10 protein-coding genes and 1 riboswitch are annotated in these 16,422 nt (G+C 43.9%); of the genes, 7 read left to right on the plus strand and 3 right to left on the minus strand.

Annotated features, from left to right (window positions below; translation table 11 throughout):
* Nucleotides 1-64: 64 nt before the first annotated feature.
* Together ptsP and rppH are read right to left on the minus strand one after the other, a co-directional pair.
* Complete coding sequence (gene ptsP / locus M1E93_RS15275; protein ID WP_004924971.1) at nucleotides 65-2,311, minus strand: phosphoenolpyruvate--protein phosphotransferase; 2,247 nt, start codon at nucleotides 2,309-2,311, stop codon at nucleotides 65-67.
* A gap of 4 nt (nucleotides 2,312-2,315) precedes the next feature.
* Nucleotides 2,316-2,849, minus strand: coding sequence for an RNA pyrophosphohydrolase (gene rppH, locus M1E93_RS15280; RefSeq protein ID WP_004924973.1), 534 nt, complete (start codon nucleotides 2,847-2,849; stop codon nucleotides 2,316-2,318).
* A 113-nt stretch (nucleotides 2,850-2,962) separates the two neighbouring features.
* Nucleotides 2,963-3,061: riboswitch (TPP riboswitch) on the plus strand.
* A 59-nt stretch (nucleotides 3,062-3,120) separates the two neighbouring features.
* Here rppH and thiB point away from each other — a divergent pair.
* The 6 genes from thiB to rluA all read left to right on the plus strand — a co-directional run bounded on the left by thiB (nucleotide 3,121) and on the right by rluA (nucleotide 12,902).
* Nucleotides 3,121-4,125, plus strand: coding sequence for a thiamine ABC transporter substrate binding subunit (thiB, locus tag M1E93_RS15285; protein ID WP_104873261.1), 1,005 nt, complete (start codon nucleotides 3,121-3,123; stop codon nucleotides 4,123-4,125).
* Nucleotides 4,101-5,714, plus strand: a complete 1,614-nt coding sequence (thiP, locus tag M1E93_RS15290; protein ID WP_004924976.1) for a thiamine/thiamine pyrophosphate ABC transporter permease ThiP — start codon at nucleotides 4,101-4,103, stop codon at nucleotides 5,712-5,714. The genes thiB and thiP overlap by 25 nt, the downstream gene beginning before the upstream one ends.
* On the plus strand, nucleotides 5,698-6,405 hold the full coding sequence (thiQ, locus tag M1E93_RS15295) for a thiamine ABC transporter ATP-binding protein ThiQ (RefSeq protein WP_004924979.1): 708 nt from the start codon (nucleotides 5,698-5,700) through the stop codon (nucleotides 6,403-6,405). Before thiP ends, thiQ begins: the two co-directional genes overlap by 17 nt.
* 53 nt (nucleotides 6,406-6,458) lie before the next feature.
* The gene (locus M1E93_RS15300; RefSeq protein ID WP_004924981.1) at nucleotides 6,459-8,810 is read left to right on the plus strand and encodes a DNA polymerase II; all 2,352 of its coding nucleotides are present in this window, start codon (nucleotides 6,459-6,461) and stop codon (nucleotides 8,808-8,810) included.
* 380 nt (nucleotides 8,811-9,190) lie between these two features.
* Nucleotides 9,191-12,097 carry an RNA polymerase-associated protein RapA gene (gene rapA / locus M1E93_RS15305; protein ID WP_014657659.1) on the plus strand — a complete coding sequence of 969 codons (2,907 nt, stop codon included), beginning with the start codon at nucleotides 9,191-9,193 and terminating at the stop codon, nucleotides 12,095-12,097.
* Nucleotides 12,098-12,248: 151 nt separating this feature from the next.
* Nucleotides 12,249-12,902, plus strand: a complete 654-nt coding sequence (gene rluA / locus M1E93_RS15310) for a bifunctional tRNA pseudouridine(32) synthase/23S rRNA pseudouridine(746) synthase RluA (RefSeq protein ID WP_004924987.1) — start codon at nucleotides 12,249-12,251, stop codon at nucleotides 12,900-12,902.
* Nucleotides 12,903-12,997: 95 nt separating this feature from the next.
* On the opposite strand, the gene djlA is transcribed toward rluA, so the two are convergent.
* Nucleotides 12,998-13,813, minus strand: a complete 816-nt coding sequence (gene djlA, locus M1E93_RS15315) for a co-chaperone DjlA (protein WP_004924988.1) — start codon at nucleotides 13,811-13,813, stop codon at nucleotides 12,998-13,000.
* 181 nt (nucleotides 13,814-13,994) lie between these two features.
* Between djlA and lptD the strand changes: the two genes are divergently transcribed.
* Nucleotides 13,995-16,361, plus strand: coding sequence for an LPS assembly protein LptD (gene lptD / locus M1E93_RS15320; RefSeq protein WP_014657657.1), 2,367 nt, complete (start codon nucleotides 13,995-13,997; stop codon nucleotides 16,359-16,361).
* Nucleotides 16,362-16,422: the final 61 nt, after the last annotated feature.

The raw sequence follows: 16,422 nt of genomic DNA on the forward strand, positions 1-16,422 counted from the left end.
TTATTTGTTAATCTAAAATCATAGCGCATCATAGCATAGCTCATACGCAGGTGAATAAGGCAGATTAGATCCCGCCTCGAGCAAAGCCACCAAGCCCATTTTTCTCCATAAATAGACTTATTATTTGCCTAATACTGTCGCTTGTTTCCGCAGTTAAAAGCTCAGGCACTAGCTGCTCAACTTTTTCAGGCTGTAGCCCTCGAATAAGATACTTCACTCTTGGTACGCTTCTTCCACTCATACTTAAGGAACGATAGCCTAATGCAATTAACGCCATCACCCCAAGGGGTTGCCCCGCCATTTCACCGCAAACACTGACTGATATCCCAACCCGTTGACACTCTTCATGAACTTTTGCTAAAAAACGGATCATTGAAGGATGGAGGTTGTCATAAATGGTGGCAACATGCGTATTGTTGCGGTCAACTGCAAGTAAATATTGCGTCAGATCATTCGTTCCAATTGAGATAAAATCTATCCGTTTTTTTAACTCAGGAAAAAGAAACAGTAAAGACGGAACTTCAAGCATTACCCCAATTTCCGGCATAGGAACGGTTTGCCCCGTTGCTAAACTTACTTCTTCTTTTGCCCGCTTAATCAATGTGATCGCTTCATCCACCTCATTGATACTCGTGATCATCGGCAGTAATATGCGCAAGTTTTGTGTTGCAACATTTGCATGTAGCATAGCTCTAAGTTGGATTAAGAAAATTTCTGGCTGATCTAGCATCACGCGAATGCCTCGCCAACCTAAGCATGGGTTTTCTTCATTGATTGGCATATAAGGTAATTGCTTATCTGCACCAATGTCTAATGTCCTCAATACCACAGGCTTATCGGCAAATAACTGTAAAATCTCTTGGTATAACTGCTTCTGCTCATCCTCTGACGGGAAGCCATTATGAAGCATAAAAGGGAGTTCTGTGCGGTATAACCCAACACCATCAACAGCGACATTGATCTGCTGTTCATAACGGGGGCTTAAACCTGCATTCAGATGGATATGTACGCGCTCGCCATTTTTTAACTCTGATTCCTGCTCAAGTGCACCTTCAGCGAGCCGACTCAGTACATCTTCCTCTGCAATAATTTGTTTATATTCCTGAGCAACAATATTTTCAGGCTCTATGAAAATTTCACCACGATAACCATCAAGGATCAAAAAGCGGTTGTGAAGCAATGAAGGGTCAATATCCGCCCCCATTATCGCGGGGATCCCCATTGCCCGTATCAAAATAGCCGAATGAGAGTGTGTCGCGCCATCTCGCACGATAACACCTGCAAGTTGCTCTAATGGCATTTCAGCTAACAAACTCGCGCTCAATTCGTCCGCCACTAAAATAAAACGTTCAGGCCACTGATCCATTGAAGTCAAGCTGTCATCCAGATGGAATAGCAAACGCTGTCCTAACGCGCGTAGATCGGCTCCTCTTTCGCGAAGGTAGAGATCACGTAAGCGTGAAAACTGCTCAACATAGTCTTCAATAACGATTTTAACCGCCCACTCCGCCATTGAGCCTTGTTCGATTGCGGAAAATAAGCGTTTTTTTAGTTGAGGGTCATGGAGTAGATGATTGTAGAGGTCGAAAATCGCAGCACTCTCTTTTTGGGAGTTTGCAATAAAACGTTTGCTGATACGGCGGCATTCTGAGGCGGCATTTTCTATCGCAGTTATTAAACGCTGTTTTTCCGCATTTTGGTCTAAGGCACACGCCTCACAAATACTGTCGAATGATGGTTGTGAGCTATCTTGCCAGCCATATGCCATGACAATTCCCTGAGAAACTGAAATGGCTTTAATACGGCTTTGCCTATATTGACCAAACACCCCTTTGGTTTGCGCTTGCGACAATATTACGGCTAATTGCATGGATAGCGTCACCATAAAAGATTCTTCGGTTTCGCTAAAGAAACGTCGCTCACGTTGTTGAACGACTAACACCCCAAGTAATTGACGACGATATACGATAGGGACACCTAAAAAGGCTTTCAATCGCTCTTCTTTTAATTGGGGAAGGTATTTAAATTCGGGATGTTCACGGATATCTGCAAGATTCAACATCTCAGACTGGCGTCCAACCGCACCAACGACTCCCTCATCAAAACCAAGGCGAATAGCAACACCGCTAGGCTTTTTTAACCCGCGGGTTGCCATTAGGTAATAGCATTGACGTGAGTGGTCTGCCAAATAAATTGAACAAACGTCAGTCTGCATGGCATGACAAGTTTCATTGACCAAAACTTCTAACGCTCCGGTTAAACTTGTCGCCATGGCAACTTTTTCAACAATCTCACGTAGACGCGTCAACATGATATTATCTCGCTCCACGCCTACGATGAGTGAATGCAGGTCTTTGTACTGGCTTTTGTTCCTGTAATGACATGACAACAGGTGCAAATTCTTTCATAACACGGCGATACACTTCCCGTTTGAAAGAGACCACTTGCCTCACAGGGTACCAATAACTGACCCATCGCCAGCCATCAAATTCTGGCGATTTACTGCGCTGAACGTTTATATCTGCTTCATTGCATTGAAGTTGTAGTAAAAACCAACGCTGTTTCTGCCCGATACAAACAGGTTTTGTGTCCCAACGCACCAAACGCTTGGGTAATTTGTAACGCAACCAATTGCGAGTTGAAGCTAACAACCTAACATCTTTACGTTGTAGGCCAACCTCTTCGAACAATTCACGGTACATAGCCTGTTCTGGCGATTCCCCTGGGTTGATTCCTCCCTGAGGAAATTGCCATGAATGTTGACCATAGCGGCGGGCCCATAAAACCTGCCCTTGCCGATTACAAATTACAATTCCTACATTCGGGCGGTAGCCATCATCATCGATCACCAGACTACCTCAATAACCAAATTTGAAAGATAACTAATTGTTTCACACATACCCTAACTGGTAAACCTATATCAATAGAGTTTGCAGATATGAGTAAAGACACTACAATAGCGTCTATCTCAACGGGGTGCCAAACATTATTTAGGCTGAGAATTAACCCGTAGAACCTGATCCGGGCAATGCCGGCGTAGGGATTTGAGCTACCATCAACATAATTTGTTATGGTGCCCTCTCAAATCCTGTGTGCTTTCTCTCTAACGCAGGAAAAAACATGTTTAAAAAATCGCTCCTTCAGTCACTCTTTGCACTTACTGCTCTCGGTATTACCCATATAGCATGGGCAGAAAAGCCGACTTTAACCGTTTACACCTATGACTCATTTGCTGCCGAATGGGGACCTGGGCCACAAATTAAAAAAAATTTCGAAAAACAATGTCATTGTGAACTTAAGCTCGTTTCGTTAGGAGATGGTGTCGCTCTTCTCAATCGTTTACGTATGGAAGGGAAAAAAAGTAAAGCGGACATCGTGTTAGGGCTAGATAATAACTTGATAGATTCTGCCGAGAACACAGGGTTATTTGCGCCAGCAGAGATCAATACTGATGCAATGAAATTACCTATTGAGTGGAATAATTCAACTTTTATCCCGTATGACTATGGTTATTTTGCGTTTATCTATGACACAGATAAAATCAAAAACCCACCCAAAAGCATGAATGAGCTACTCAATAGTGAGCAGCCATGGAAAATTATTTACCAAGACCCTCGAACCAGCACACCCGGCTTAGGCTTAATGCTGTGGATTGAAAAACTCTATGGCGATAAATCTGCCGATGCGTGGCAAAAAATAGCGAATAAAACCCTAACAGTGACAAAAGGTTGGAGTGAGTCCTATGGCTTATTCCTCAAGGGCGAAGGTGACTTTGTACTTAGCTACACTTCATCGCCGGGTTATCAAATACTCAATGATAATAAAGATAATTATGCGGCTGCCTTATTTGATGAAGGGCACTATATGCAAGTGGAAGTTGCAGCAAGATTGAAAAATAGCTCGCAACCTGAGCTGGCAAAGCAGTTTTTACAATTTATGTTAACGCCTGAATTCCAAAATACACTCCCTACGACTAATTGGATGTATCCTGTCATTGATACACCACTCCCTGAAGTTTATAACGTCCTTCCTGTGCCTAAAAAATCACTGCAATTTAGTGCACAAGAAGTTGCCAAAGAACGTCAGTCATGGGTCCGTTTATGGCAATCCGCCGCCAGTCGTTAATTAATTTATCACTTATACCGGGGGCTTTGGCCTCTGGTTTATTAGTGTCTGTTGCACTATTGGCTTTTGGTGCACTGTGGCTTTTTTCGCCTGAAACTTCATGGAGTGAGATTTTTAGCGACCGCTACTTATGGCATGTGATCGGCTTTACTTTTTGGCAAGCCTTTTTATCAGCGCTGTTCTCTGTACTGCCAGCCATTCTCCTTGCCAGAGCGCTCTATCGACGCCGCTTCCCCGGTAGAACGCTATTTTTACGCCTCTGTGCAATGACGCTTGTTTTACCCGTCCTTGTCGCTGTTTTTGGTATTTTATCTGTTTATGGAAAAACAGGCTGGCTCTCATCACTCTTTCAGTTGGTCGGTATCGAATACCAATTCACCCCTTATGGCCTAAAGGGGATCTTACTTGCCCACATTTTCTTTAATATGCCACTTGCTACTCGTATGTTGCTGCAATCGCTCGAAAGTATATCAATAGAGCAGCGGCAAATTGCAGCACAACTCGGACTTAATGAGTGGCAACAATTTCGTATTTTAGAGTGGCCATATTTGCGTAGACAGATGCTACCTACCGCAGCGTTAATTTTCATGCTCTGTTTTGCCAGCTTTGCAACGGTTCTTGCTCTTGGTGGTGGCCCCGCAGCAACGACGATTGAACTGGCTATTTATCAAGCTCTTAATTACGACTTTGATCCGGGGCGTGCTGCAATTTTGGCGCTCATCCAGTTATTTTTCTGTGTTGGATTAATGTTTCTCAGTCAGAAAATAAACAGTTTGTTTTCTATTGGTCATAGCCAACACAATCATTGGTATGATCCCGCAGACAATATTTTTCGCCGAGTACGAGATGCCCTTGTGATCACCGCCGCTATTTTGCTGCTGCTTCCGCCCCTGCTCGCAATTATTGCTGATGGGGTTAATGGCCGTTTGTTGGATGTTCTTAACCAATCCGCGCTTTGGCAAGCCGCTTCCACATCGCTATTTATCGCGTTATGTGCTGGCCTATTGTGTGTCTTGCTCACCATGATGCTGTTATGGAGTAGCCGCGAATTACGCTTACGCCATGCAATAAAATTAGGGCAAGCGATGGAATTAAGTGGGCTTGTGATTTTAGCCATGCCTGGCATCGTACTTGCGACTGGTTTTTTTATTCTCTTTAATGAAACGATTGGTATTCCTGAATCGCCCTATGCGTTAATCATATTGACTAATGCCCTACTTGCCATCCCTTATGCATTAAAAGTCTTAGAAAACCCAATGCGGGATCTGGCTGAACGCTACAACCCTCTTTGCCAATCACTAGCGATTGGTGGCTTCAATCGATTACGGATCATTGAATTAAAAGCGTTAAAAAAGCCCCTCGCTCAAGCTCTCGCTTTTGCTTGCGTTATTTCTATTGGTGACTTTGGGGTCGTGGCGTTATTCGGTAATGAAGATTTTCGTACTCTCCCTTATTACCTTTATCAGCAAATAGGGGCTTATCGAACAAATGACGGTGCCGTAACAGCGATGTTACTCCTTTTATTATGTTTTACTTTATTTAGCCTACTCGAACGTATATCAGGAAAAGATTATGATAAAGTTAAATAACATTGATTATCAATATGATAACCTGAATATGCAATTTGATTTCTCCATCAAAGTAGGCGAGCGCGTTGCTGTAATGGGGCCTAGCGGTGCGGGCAAAAGTACACTGCTTAGCCTTATTAGTGGCTTTCAATTTGCCAAAAGCGGCTCAATTCAGCTAGCAGGGGCTGATCATACCTTCACGCCTCCTGCCAAACGCCCAGTTTCGATGTTATTTCAGGAAAATAACCTATTTGCTCATTTAACGGTCAGACAAAACATTGGATTAGGGTTACATCCGGGGCTGCGGTTAAGCCGAGAACAAATACAACAGGTTGAATTAATTGCTACGCAAGTTAGCCTCGATGAGTTTCTTGATAGGTTACCCGCCCAATTATCAGGGGGGCAACGCCAGCGGGCTGCACTGGCTCGCTGTTTGATCCGCCAGCAGCCAATCCTCTTATTGGATGAACCTTTTTCAGCTCTCGATCCCGCCTTACGCAATGAGATGCTATTACTCCTTGATGAGATCTGCCAATCACGAGATATCACACTGGTCATGGTATCGCATAATATTGAAGATGCACTACAAATCGCCCCAAGAACGCTAGTGATTCATGAAGGTGCTGTGGCGTATGACGGCTGTACCAAAACACTGTTATCAGGTAGTAATTCAGCCTCTGAATTATTAGGCATAACAAAAAATACTGTATAAAACCCCACCCATGTCGTATAGTAGGCTTGTTAATTATTGATGCGAGCCTCTCTATGCCTCAATTTATGTCTCCTGCTGAAAAAGGCTTTATTTTAAGTCGTCATTGGAAAGACACCCGCCATGGGGTTGAGGTTAGCTATTGGCTTATCACTGATAATGGCCCTCGTAAAGTGACGGTTCCTCTGCAACAAGCCATCGCTTTTGTTCCCCTTTCATCACTACCGGCGATCAAACCTCTGCTTGATGAACAAGCAAACTTATCCTATCGCCCCGTTGAGTTATCCGATTTTCGTCGTGAAAAAGTTGCGGCTATTTATTGTCAACAATATCGCCAATTACAAAATCTGGATAAACGCTGCCAAGAACTCGGTATTGAATTGCTTGAAACGGATATTCGCCCCTGCGAGCGCTATCTTATGGAGCGTTTTATCACTGCGCCTGTATGGTTTTCACAAAATCAACAAGGTGAATACCAACTCAAACCTTGTGATAGCTATCGTCCACTGATTAAAGCTGTATCGTTAGACATAGAAACCAGCCAATACGGTGAATTATATTCAATTGGGTTATCCGGCTGCGGCGATAATGTGGTTTTTATGTTAGGGCCAGAGCAAGGCTCTGCACTCAACAATACCCATCGGCTTGTTTATGTGAATAGCCGCCCACAATTGCTTGATAAACTGAATGAATGGCTACAACAGTATGACCCCGATGCCATTATTGGCTGGAATCTCATCCAATTCGATTTAAATGTACTCCAAAAGCACGCCGAACGTTATGGCATCCCACTCCAGCTTGGTCGCCAAGGGAAAAAGCTGGAGTGGCGTGAACATGGCTTCAAACAAGGTGTATTTTTCGCTTCGGCAGAAGGTCGTTTAATTATTGATGGCATAGATGCGCTCAAAGCAGCGACATGGAACTTTCCCTCATTCAGTCTTGAGTTTGTTGCGCAAGATTTACTGGGTGAAGGGAAAGCCATTGACAGCCCTTATGACCGTATGGATGAGATCAATCGCCGTTTTCATCATGATAAGCCCGCGTTGGCTCACTACAATATTCAAGACTGCCTATTAGTCCATCGTATTTTTGAAAAAACCGATTTAATGGCTTTCTTGCAAGAACGCTCGACTGTCACTGGGCTGGCGGTAGATCGTATGGGTGGCTCCGTGGCGGCATTTTCACATTTATACATTCCCCGCCTGCATCGCTTAGGGTTTGTGGCACCAAACCTGACAGAGCAAAAGCTACAACATAATCCGGGGGGCTTTGTGATGGATTCACAGCCCGGTTTATATGACTCGGTATTAGTACTCGACTATAAAAGTTTGTACCCTTCGATTATTCGTACTTTTTTGATTGATCCTGCCGGTATGATTGAAGGGCTAGCTCACCCTGATCAGCAACATTCTGTTCGCGGTTTTCGTCAAGCTTGGTTTTCACGTAAAACACACTGTTTGCCTGATATTGTCAGCCATATATGGCAAGGCCGTGATAAAGCCAAACGAGAAGGTAATGCGCCATTATCTCAGGCACTTAAAATTATTATGAATGCCTTTGCTGGCGTCCTTGGTGCTGAAGGATGTCGTTTTTTTGATCCCCGTCTTACCGCATCCATTACCATGCGGGGTCATGAGATCATGAAAATAACCAAGCAATTAATCGAAGCCAAAGGCTATCAAGTAATTTATGGGGATACTGACTCCACTTTTGTCTGGTTGAAAGAAGCCCATACACAGGAGCAAGCACAAAGAATTGGCTTCGAGCTGCGTGATTACGTGAATAATTGGTGGAAACAGCATTTGCGGGATGAATGGCAGCTAGAAGGGGTACTTGAATTAGAGTACGAAACCCACTATCGACGTTTTTTAATGCCGACTATTAGAGGTTCCGAGTCAGGCAGTAAAAAGCGTTATGCTGGACTTAGTGGGGATAAAATGGTGTTTAGGGGATTAGAGACAATCCGCTCCGATTGGACCCCGTTAGCACAATTGTTTCAAAAAGAGCTGTATACACGTATTTTTCATCGGCAACCCTACCGCGAATTTATCCGTGACTATGTGCAAGCGATTCGTAATGGCGAATACGATGAACGCCTTGTTTACCGTAAGCGTCTACGCCGCAAATTATCTGATTATCAACGTAATGTGCCGCCTCATGTAAGAGCCGCTCGCAAAGCCGATGAATACAATTTACAACAACAGCGCCCACAACAGTATCAAAATGGGGGATGGATAAGCTATATCATCACTCTCGCGGGGCCTGAGCCTTTAGAAATTATCACGGCAAAGCCTGACTATGAGCACTATATTTTGAAGCAGATAAAGCCTATTGCCGACGCCATTTTACCTTTTTTACAAGATGATTTTGATACTATTTTAACGGGCCAGATAACTTTACTCTTTTAAGATTGGGGTTAATTTTTACTCAATTTTTTGCTAAAATGGGAAACCATCAACCAAACTTCTGGTTGAAAACCTTCATTGCTAGAATCAAAAGGGAAAATACCTGATAGCACAATAGTGAGAAACACTATTGCTTTGGTATTGTTGTTTTTTTAACAGGTGACGATAAGCCTTGCTTGAATTAATATAACGCCCCTTTGGTATCTCGCACTTCGTTTCTACACTATGTTTGCGAGACAATTAACAATAATTGTCCTTTGGGCAGCGACTACAATTCATATTCACATTGCCCTTGTTTACTAACACAGAGTGAAGGCAAATATATAATTTGTCTTAAAAAATCTAAAAATAAACTATTAAATTTATGGAACTGAGTTAAACCTATGCCATTTACTCTTGGTCAGCGCTGGATAAGCGATACAGAAAGCGAACTCGGATTAGGCGCCGTTGTGGCTATTGATGCCCGTATGGTGACTTTACTTTTTCCCGCCAGTGGTGAGAATCGTCTCTATTCACGTAATGATGCACCTATTACCCGAGTTATGTTCAATGAAGGTGATATCATTACCAGCCATGAAGGCTGGCAACTCAAGGTCGAAAGCGTCACAGAAGATGACGGCCTGCTCACTTATATTGGTACTCGCCTTGATACAGAAGAGCAAGGCGTTAGCCTAAGAGAAGTTTTTCTCGACAGCAAACTCACCTTCAATAAACCTCAAGATCGCCTATTTGCAGGTCAAATTGACCGTATGGATCGCTTTGCTTTACGTTATCGCGCACGTAAATTTCAAAGTGAGCAAGTTAAGCACCAAGCGACAGGTTTACGTGGTATTCGCGCAAGCCTTATCCCACATCAGCTACATATCGCTAATGAGGTAGGTAAACGCCACCACCCTCGCGTATTACTGGCCGATGAAGTGGGTCTGGGTAAAACCATTGAAGCTGGGATGATCATCCATCAACAGTTAATGGCAGGCCGTGTTGAACGTGTGTTAATCATTGTGCCTGAAAGCTTGCAGCATCAATGGCTCGTTGAAATGTTACGTCGTTTCAACCTCCGTTTTTCACTGTTTGATGATGGTCGTTATAGTGAAGCGCAACATGACAGCGATAATCCATTTGAAACAGAACAGTTGGTGCTGTGCTCATTAGACTTTGTACGTCGCAACAAACAGCGCTTCGACCAGCTCGTTGAAGCGGGTTGGGATATGATGATTGTCGACGAAGCTCACCATTTACAATGGAGTGAAGCAGCTCCTAGTCGTGAATATCAAGTGATTGAAACCTTGGCAGAGAATATCCCTTCTGTTCTGCTGCTAACCGCAACGCCGGAGCAACTGGGCCAAGAAAGTCACTTTGCACGTCTTCGCCTGCTCGATCCCAATCGTTTCCATGATTATCAAGAGTTTATTGATGAGCAAGCCAACTATCGCCCTGTTGCGGATGCGGTCGCACTGCTATTAACTGGTGAGAAACTCACCAATGACCAACAAAATCTACTCAATGATCTGATCAAAGAGCAAGATATTGAGCCGTTATTGAAAGCCGCTAACGTTGACAGTGAAGATGGCAACGCGGCTCGCCAAGAGTTGGTCAGCATGTTAATGGATCGCCATGGTACTAGCCGTCTTCTATTTAGAAATACCCGTAATGGTGTTAAAGGCTTCCCTCGTCGTGAATTGCATTCGCTGAAAATGCCGCTTCCTACCCAATACCAAACAGCAATCAAGGTTGCAGGTATTATGGGGTCGAAAAAAGATCTCGAAACGCGCGCTAAAGAGATGCTCTATCCAGAGCAAATTTACCAAGAGTTCGAAGGTGAAAATGCAACTTGGTGGAACTTTGACCCTCGCGTTGAGTGGCTCATGGGCTACCTAATGGCTAACCGTAACGAAAAAGTTTTGGTGATCTGTGCAAAAGCCGCCACAGCGTTGCAATTAGAGCAAGTATTGCGTGAACGTGAAGGGATCCGCGCCGCGGTATTCCATGAAGGTTTGTCACTACTTGAGCGTGACCGTGCGGCAGCTTACTTTGCTTCAGAAGAGGATGGCGCACAGGTTCTACTTTGCTCTGAAATTGGCTCTGAAGGACGCAACTTCCAGTTTGCTAACCAATTGGTGATGTTTGATCTCCCCTTCAACCCAGACCTATTAGAACAACGTATTGGTCGATTAGATCGTATTGGGCAAACACGCGACATCGTTTTAAGCGTACCTTACTTAGAAAATACTGCTCAAGCCGTGTTATTGCGTTGGTATCATGAAGGTTTAGATGCTTTTGAGCACACTTGCCCTACCGGACGCTCCATTTACGATAAATATTATCAACAACTGCTGCAATATATGGCTGAGCCAACGGTAACCGACGGTTTTGAAGAGTTCTTAAAAACCTGCCGTGAAGAGCACGAAGCATTAAAAGCACAGTTAGAACAAGGCCGCGACCGTCTACTTGAAATGCACTCCAACGGGGGGGAATCAGGTATTCAATTAGCCGAAACGATCGGTGCGGAAGACAATGATACTGAATTGGTTAATTTTGCCCTTAACTTGTTTGATATTGTTGGCATTAACCAAGAAGATAAAAGTGATAACTTGCTGATTTTGACCCCATCCGATCATATGTTAGTTCCTGATTTTCCAGGGCTACCGCAAGATGGTTGCACAATCACTTTTGACCGTGAGCAAGCGTTATCTCGTGAAGATACCCAGTTTATTAGTTGGGAGCACCCGATCATCCGCAATGGCTTAGATTTAGTCTTGTCTGGTGACACAGGGAGCTGTGCCGTTTCTCTGCTTAAAAATAAAGCGCTTCCTGTTGGAACATTACTTACCGAATTGGTGTATGTCCTAGAAGCACAAGCACCGAAGCACTTGCAGATTAGCCGTTTCTTGCCTGCAACCCCGATCCGCTTGTTGATTGACTTAAAAGGGAACAACCTCTCTTCACAAGTTGAGTTTGAAAGTTTTAACCGTCAGCTCAATGCGATTAATCGCCATATGGCAAGTAAATTGGTTAATGCGGTACAAAATGAAGTGCATTCGGTCCTGAAAATGTCCGAAGCGATGGTGGAAAAAGAAGCCGAAACGCTTATCGCGAATGCGAAAGAGGCCGCGGATAAAGCTCTTTCACTAGAATTGGCTCGTCTTGAAGCACTGAAAGCGGTTAACCCAAATATCCGTGATGAAGAGTTGGATGTGATCGAGGAAGAGCGTCAGCAACTGCTCACCAATATTGGGCAAGCAACATGGCGTCTTGATGCTATTCGTTTAGTGGTTGTCACTCACCAGTAGTCACACGTTTTTAATTAAACTAACACCGCTTGGTTATTTCTCTCACTAAGGGAGAAATAACCTTGCTGATAACGCAATGAATTGGCTTTTGGCGTTTATCCACGCGCGATGCTGATCATTGATTTAGTGAGATCTTGGAGCCTTATTGTCTATGATGGAGCCTTACCATCCCCCTACTGATCCTTGGCTATATGTTCTGTATCAAGATGAACATATCATTACGGTGAATAAGCCAAGTGGGTTACTGTCTGTTCCCGGTAAAGCCCCTGAACACCATGATAGTATTATGAGTCGCATACAGCGCGACCATCCACACGCTGAGTCTGTCCATCGCTTAGACATGGCAACCAGTGGCGTCATGGTTGTCGCACTAAATAAAGCCGCTGAACGGGAATTAAAGCGCCAATTCCGTGAGCGAGAGCCTAAAAAACACTATATTGCCCGAGTTTGGGGCCATTTAGAGAAGCAGGAAGGTTTAGTGGATTTGCCGCTTATTTGCGACTGGCCAAATCGACCAAAGCAAAAAGTCTGCTTTGAAACAGGAAAAGCCGCACAAACAGAGTATCAGGTCTTGGAATATGAAGAGCAAGCAACCCGTGTAAAGCTATCCCCTATTACAGGCCGCTCTCATCAACTCCGCGTACATATGTTAGCGCTAGGCCATCCAATTCTTGGAGATAGGTTTTATGCCCATGAGCAAGCGCGTGCACTTGCCCCTCGCTTACAGCTTCACGCCCAAGAGCTTTACATCACGCACCCTGCCTATGGCACACCGATGCATTTTAGCTGCCAACCCGATTTTTAAATTTATTCATCAACTATTAGGCCGTAATAGCAACAATGCTACGGCCTATTGGCTAAATAAAAATCACATCGCAGAGTGCGATATGGCGAGAAAATTTATTTGAAGCCGCGCTCTTTTTTGATTAAATCATAAGCCGCTTGTATTGACTGAGCCTTCTGTTTCGCAAGTTCCATCATCTCGGGGGGCAACCCTTTCGCTATCAACTTATCAGGGTGATGTTCACTCATTAATTTACGATACGCCCGTTTAATTTTCGTTGGTTCATCATTAATAGAAACACCAAGTACCTTGCAAGCATCTTCAAGAGTTGGGCCATTCGATGATTGATAGTATCCGCCTGATTGCTGATGAGAATAGCCGTGACCAAACTGTCGGCCACCTTGGATCATATTTAAAAACTGTTCAAATTGTGTTTTAGAGATCCCTAACTCTTCTGCAATAATAAACAGAACCTTTCTTTCGTTTGGGTGCAAGCTGCCATCGGCAAATGCCGCCTGTAACTGAATTTCCAGAAACATCTGAATTAAGTCGAAACGACCATAGCAAGCCATACGTAATTGCTTCAGTACATCACGTAGTGGAAAGTCCGGTGATTTACCTTCCCTAAACGCTTGTTGCGCCGCTTTTCGTGTTTCCCCATGTATTTGCATTCTATCCATCAAATTTGATGCTAACTGAATGTCTGTCTCGGTTACACGGCCTTTTGACTTAGTTAGATGACCCAATATTTGGAAGGTACTGGCGAAAAAAATAACCTGACGATCACGTTTATTCATTGCACTAGCAAACTTACGTTGTGCCAAGGCCTTATCAAAACCATGCCCTAAAATTAAACCAATTAGCGTGCCCCAAATGCCAAAACCAGAGGCTATTGCCAGTACGACACCAATAATTTTGCCCCAATAGTGCATATATCCCTCAATTCTTCAATGCTCAGAATCCAATTTTGCATTATCATACTATCCATTCTGCTCGGTGCATAACTACAAGCGCGTAAAGTTTTATACATTATACTGGCGCAATGTAGTTGGCTAAGTTAGTCTTTGAGCGTTTGTCGGCTATGCCAATTACGACGGAACCGCATATTTAATGATGAAAAAAAGTTATCCAACACTACTTGCATCCATGGTATGGATGGCAATTTATAGTCAGCAAGCGCATGCTGACCTAGCAGCACAATGTATGCTGGGCGTCCCGGTTTATGACAAACCACTAGTTGAGGGCGATCCCAAAGATTTACCGATCCGTATCACCGCTGAAGATGTTCAGGGCGAATACCCTAACTTTATTGAATACAGCGGCGATGTGGATATCCAACAAGGTAACCAAACGCTGACAGCCGATAGCGTTAAATTGACGCAGGTTAACCCTGATAGTGCTGATCCAATCCGTGAAGTTACTGCAACAGGTAACGTTCACTATGATGACCCACAAATTATTCTCAAAGGCCCTAGTGCTTGGTCTAACCTGAATAATAAAAATACTGACGTGAATGACGGCAACTATATGATGGTGGGTCGTCAGGGTCGCGGTGAAGCGAAAAAAATGAAAATGCGTGGTGAAAACCGCTATTCCATTATGGAAGACGGTACATTCACCACCTGTTTACCGGGCAATAATAGCTGGAGCGTTGCAGGCTCCGAAGTGATTATTGACCGTGAAGAAGAAGTGGCTGAAATTTGGCATGCACGTTTTCGCTTGGGTGATGTCCCGGTATTTTATAGCCCATACATGCAATTACCTATCGGTAACAAACGTCGCTCCGGTTTCTTAATTCCAACAGGAAGCTACTCTAATAATGATGGCCTAGAGTTTTCACTGCCTTACTATTGGAATATCGCGCCTAATTACGATGCGACAATTACCCCACAATTCATGACCCACCGTGGCATAAAATTAAATAACGAGTTTCGTTACTTGGTCACGCCGGGAACGGGAACTATCGCCTTCGATTTTATTAATCACGACCGCGCGTATGTGAAAGATAAAGAGCGTAATAAACGTGATGCACGTGACAGTGATGACCGCTGGTTATTCTACTGGCGCCATTCAGGAACTTATAACCAACATTGGAACTTCAACGCCGATTACACCAAAGTAAGTGATCGCCAATACTTTACGGACTTTAGCTCGCAATACGGGAATACAACAGACGGTTATGCGACGCAAAAATTCAGTACTGGCTATTCGGCTGAAAACTGGAATGCAACCCTAACGCATAAGCAGTTCCAAATTTTTGTGGAAGATCCCAATCGCCGTGCTTATAAAGCTGAGCCGCAGTTGGACTTTAACTACTACAAAAATAATTTAGGTGCCTTTGACTTACACACCTATGCGCAAGCTGCTCGCTTTACCAGTGTTGGCAAAAATAACCCAGATGCAACGCGTTTGCATATCGAGCCTGAATTAAGCCTTCCGCTGTCAAACGGCTGGGCGAACATGAACAACAGCTTCAAATTGCTGGCAACCCATTATGATCAAGATATTCCTAAAGCGAATAACAACGCCAGCTTAGAGAAAAATGTCACACGTGTTCTTCCTATATTTAAGAGCGATGCCAAAGTCGTTTTCGAACGAGATCTACTTGAAGGCAGTGACTTTGTTCAAACCTTAGAGCCTCGTGTCCAATATCTCTATATTCCATATAAAGATCAGGACAACATAAACAACTATGACTCGGCCTTACTCCAGTCAGACTATAATGGTTTGTTCCGTGACCGAATTTATAGTGGTCTTGATAGAGTCGCTTCCGCGAACCAAATCACGACAGGTATCACAACGCGTATTTATGATGAATCCTTGGCCGAACGCTTTAACTTCTCTGTCGGGCAAATCTACTATTTTGAACGTCCGCGTGCGGGTAACTCCAGCCTGAAAATCGACGATAAAAGTAATACTGGCTCGTTATTGTGGGCAACAGACTCTTACTGGCGTATCAACGATAAGTGGGGGATCCGTGGTGGGCTACAATACGATCGCCGTTTAGGCAACGTCACCATGGGGAATGCTGTGACCGAGTATCGCATTGATGCTGATCGTTTGTTACAGTTAAACTACCGTTTTGTCGACCGTGACTATATTCAAGCGACCTTTCGTCGTGATGAATCAGGTGGCAACACTTATACCCTACCAGAATACCAAAAAGGGATTTCCCAAGTGGGTGCGGTATTAAGTTGGCCATTAAGTGAGCGTTGGGGCTTTGTTGGCTCTTATTACTATGATACTAAGCAGCAACAATCCGCCAGCCAATTAATTGGTTTACAATACAATACTTGTTGTTGGGCGTTCAATGTAGGTTATGAACGTAAGATTGTTGGATGGCAAGAAGACAAGTTCAGCAGTGAATATGATAATAAATGGTCATTCAATGTGGAACTTAGAGGCCTAAATAACAATCATAGTTTAGGTAGTCAGGAAATGCTTAATAGAGGTATCATCCCTTATCAGCGTGCTTTCTGATAATAAACACAAGCTATTTGATGCCGCTGCTTACTCACAATAAGGCGAGTTATCTGCTCGC

The organism is Providencia sp. PROV272 (genome assembly GCF_049901975.1).
GTDB classification, from domain to species: Bacteria; Pseudomonadota; Gammaproteobacteria; order Enterobacterales; family Enterobacteriaceae; genus Providencia; species Providencia stuartii.

What these genes read in the sequence shown, in the direction of transcription:
- ptsP (WP_004924971.1), bottom strand. Translation starts at nt 2,311, where the DNA reads ATGTTGACGCGTCTACGTGAGATTGTTGAAAAAGTTGCCATGGCGACA.
- thiP (WP_004924976.1), top strand. Translation starts at nt 4,101, where the DNA reads ATGGCAATCCGCCGCCAGTCGTTAATTAATTTATCACTTATACCGGGG.
- rapA (WP_014657659.1), top strand. Translation starts at nt 9,191, where the DNA reads ATGCCATTTACTCTTGGTCAGCGCTGGATAAGCGATACAGAAAGCGAA.
- rluA (WP_004924987.1), top strand. Translation starts at nt 12,249, where the DNA reads ATGATGGAGCCTTACCATCCCCCTACTGATCCTTGGCTATATGTTCTG.
- thiQ (WP_004924979.1), top strand. Translation starts at nt 5,698, where the DNA reads ATGATAAAGTTAAATAACATTGATTATCAATATGATAACCTGAATATG.
- lptD (WP_014657657.1), top strand. Translation starts at nt 13,995, where the DNA reads ATGAAAAAAAGTTATCCAACACTACTTGCATCCATGGTATGGATGGCA.
- djlA (WP_004924988.1), bottom strand. Translation starts at nt 13,813, where the DNA reads ATGCACTATTGGGGCAAAATTATTGGTGTCGTACTGGCAATAGCCTCT.
- thiB (WP_104873261.1), top strand. Translation starts at nt 3,121, where the DNA reads ATGTTTAAAAAATCGCTCCTTCAGTCACTCTTTGCACTTACTGCTCTC.
- M1E93_RS15300 (WP_004924981.1), top strand. Translation starts at nt 6,459, where the DNA reads ATGCCTCAATTTATGTCTCCTGCTGAAAAAGGCTTTATTTTAAGTCGT.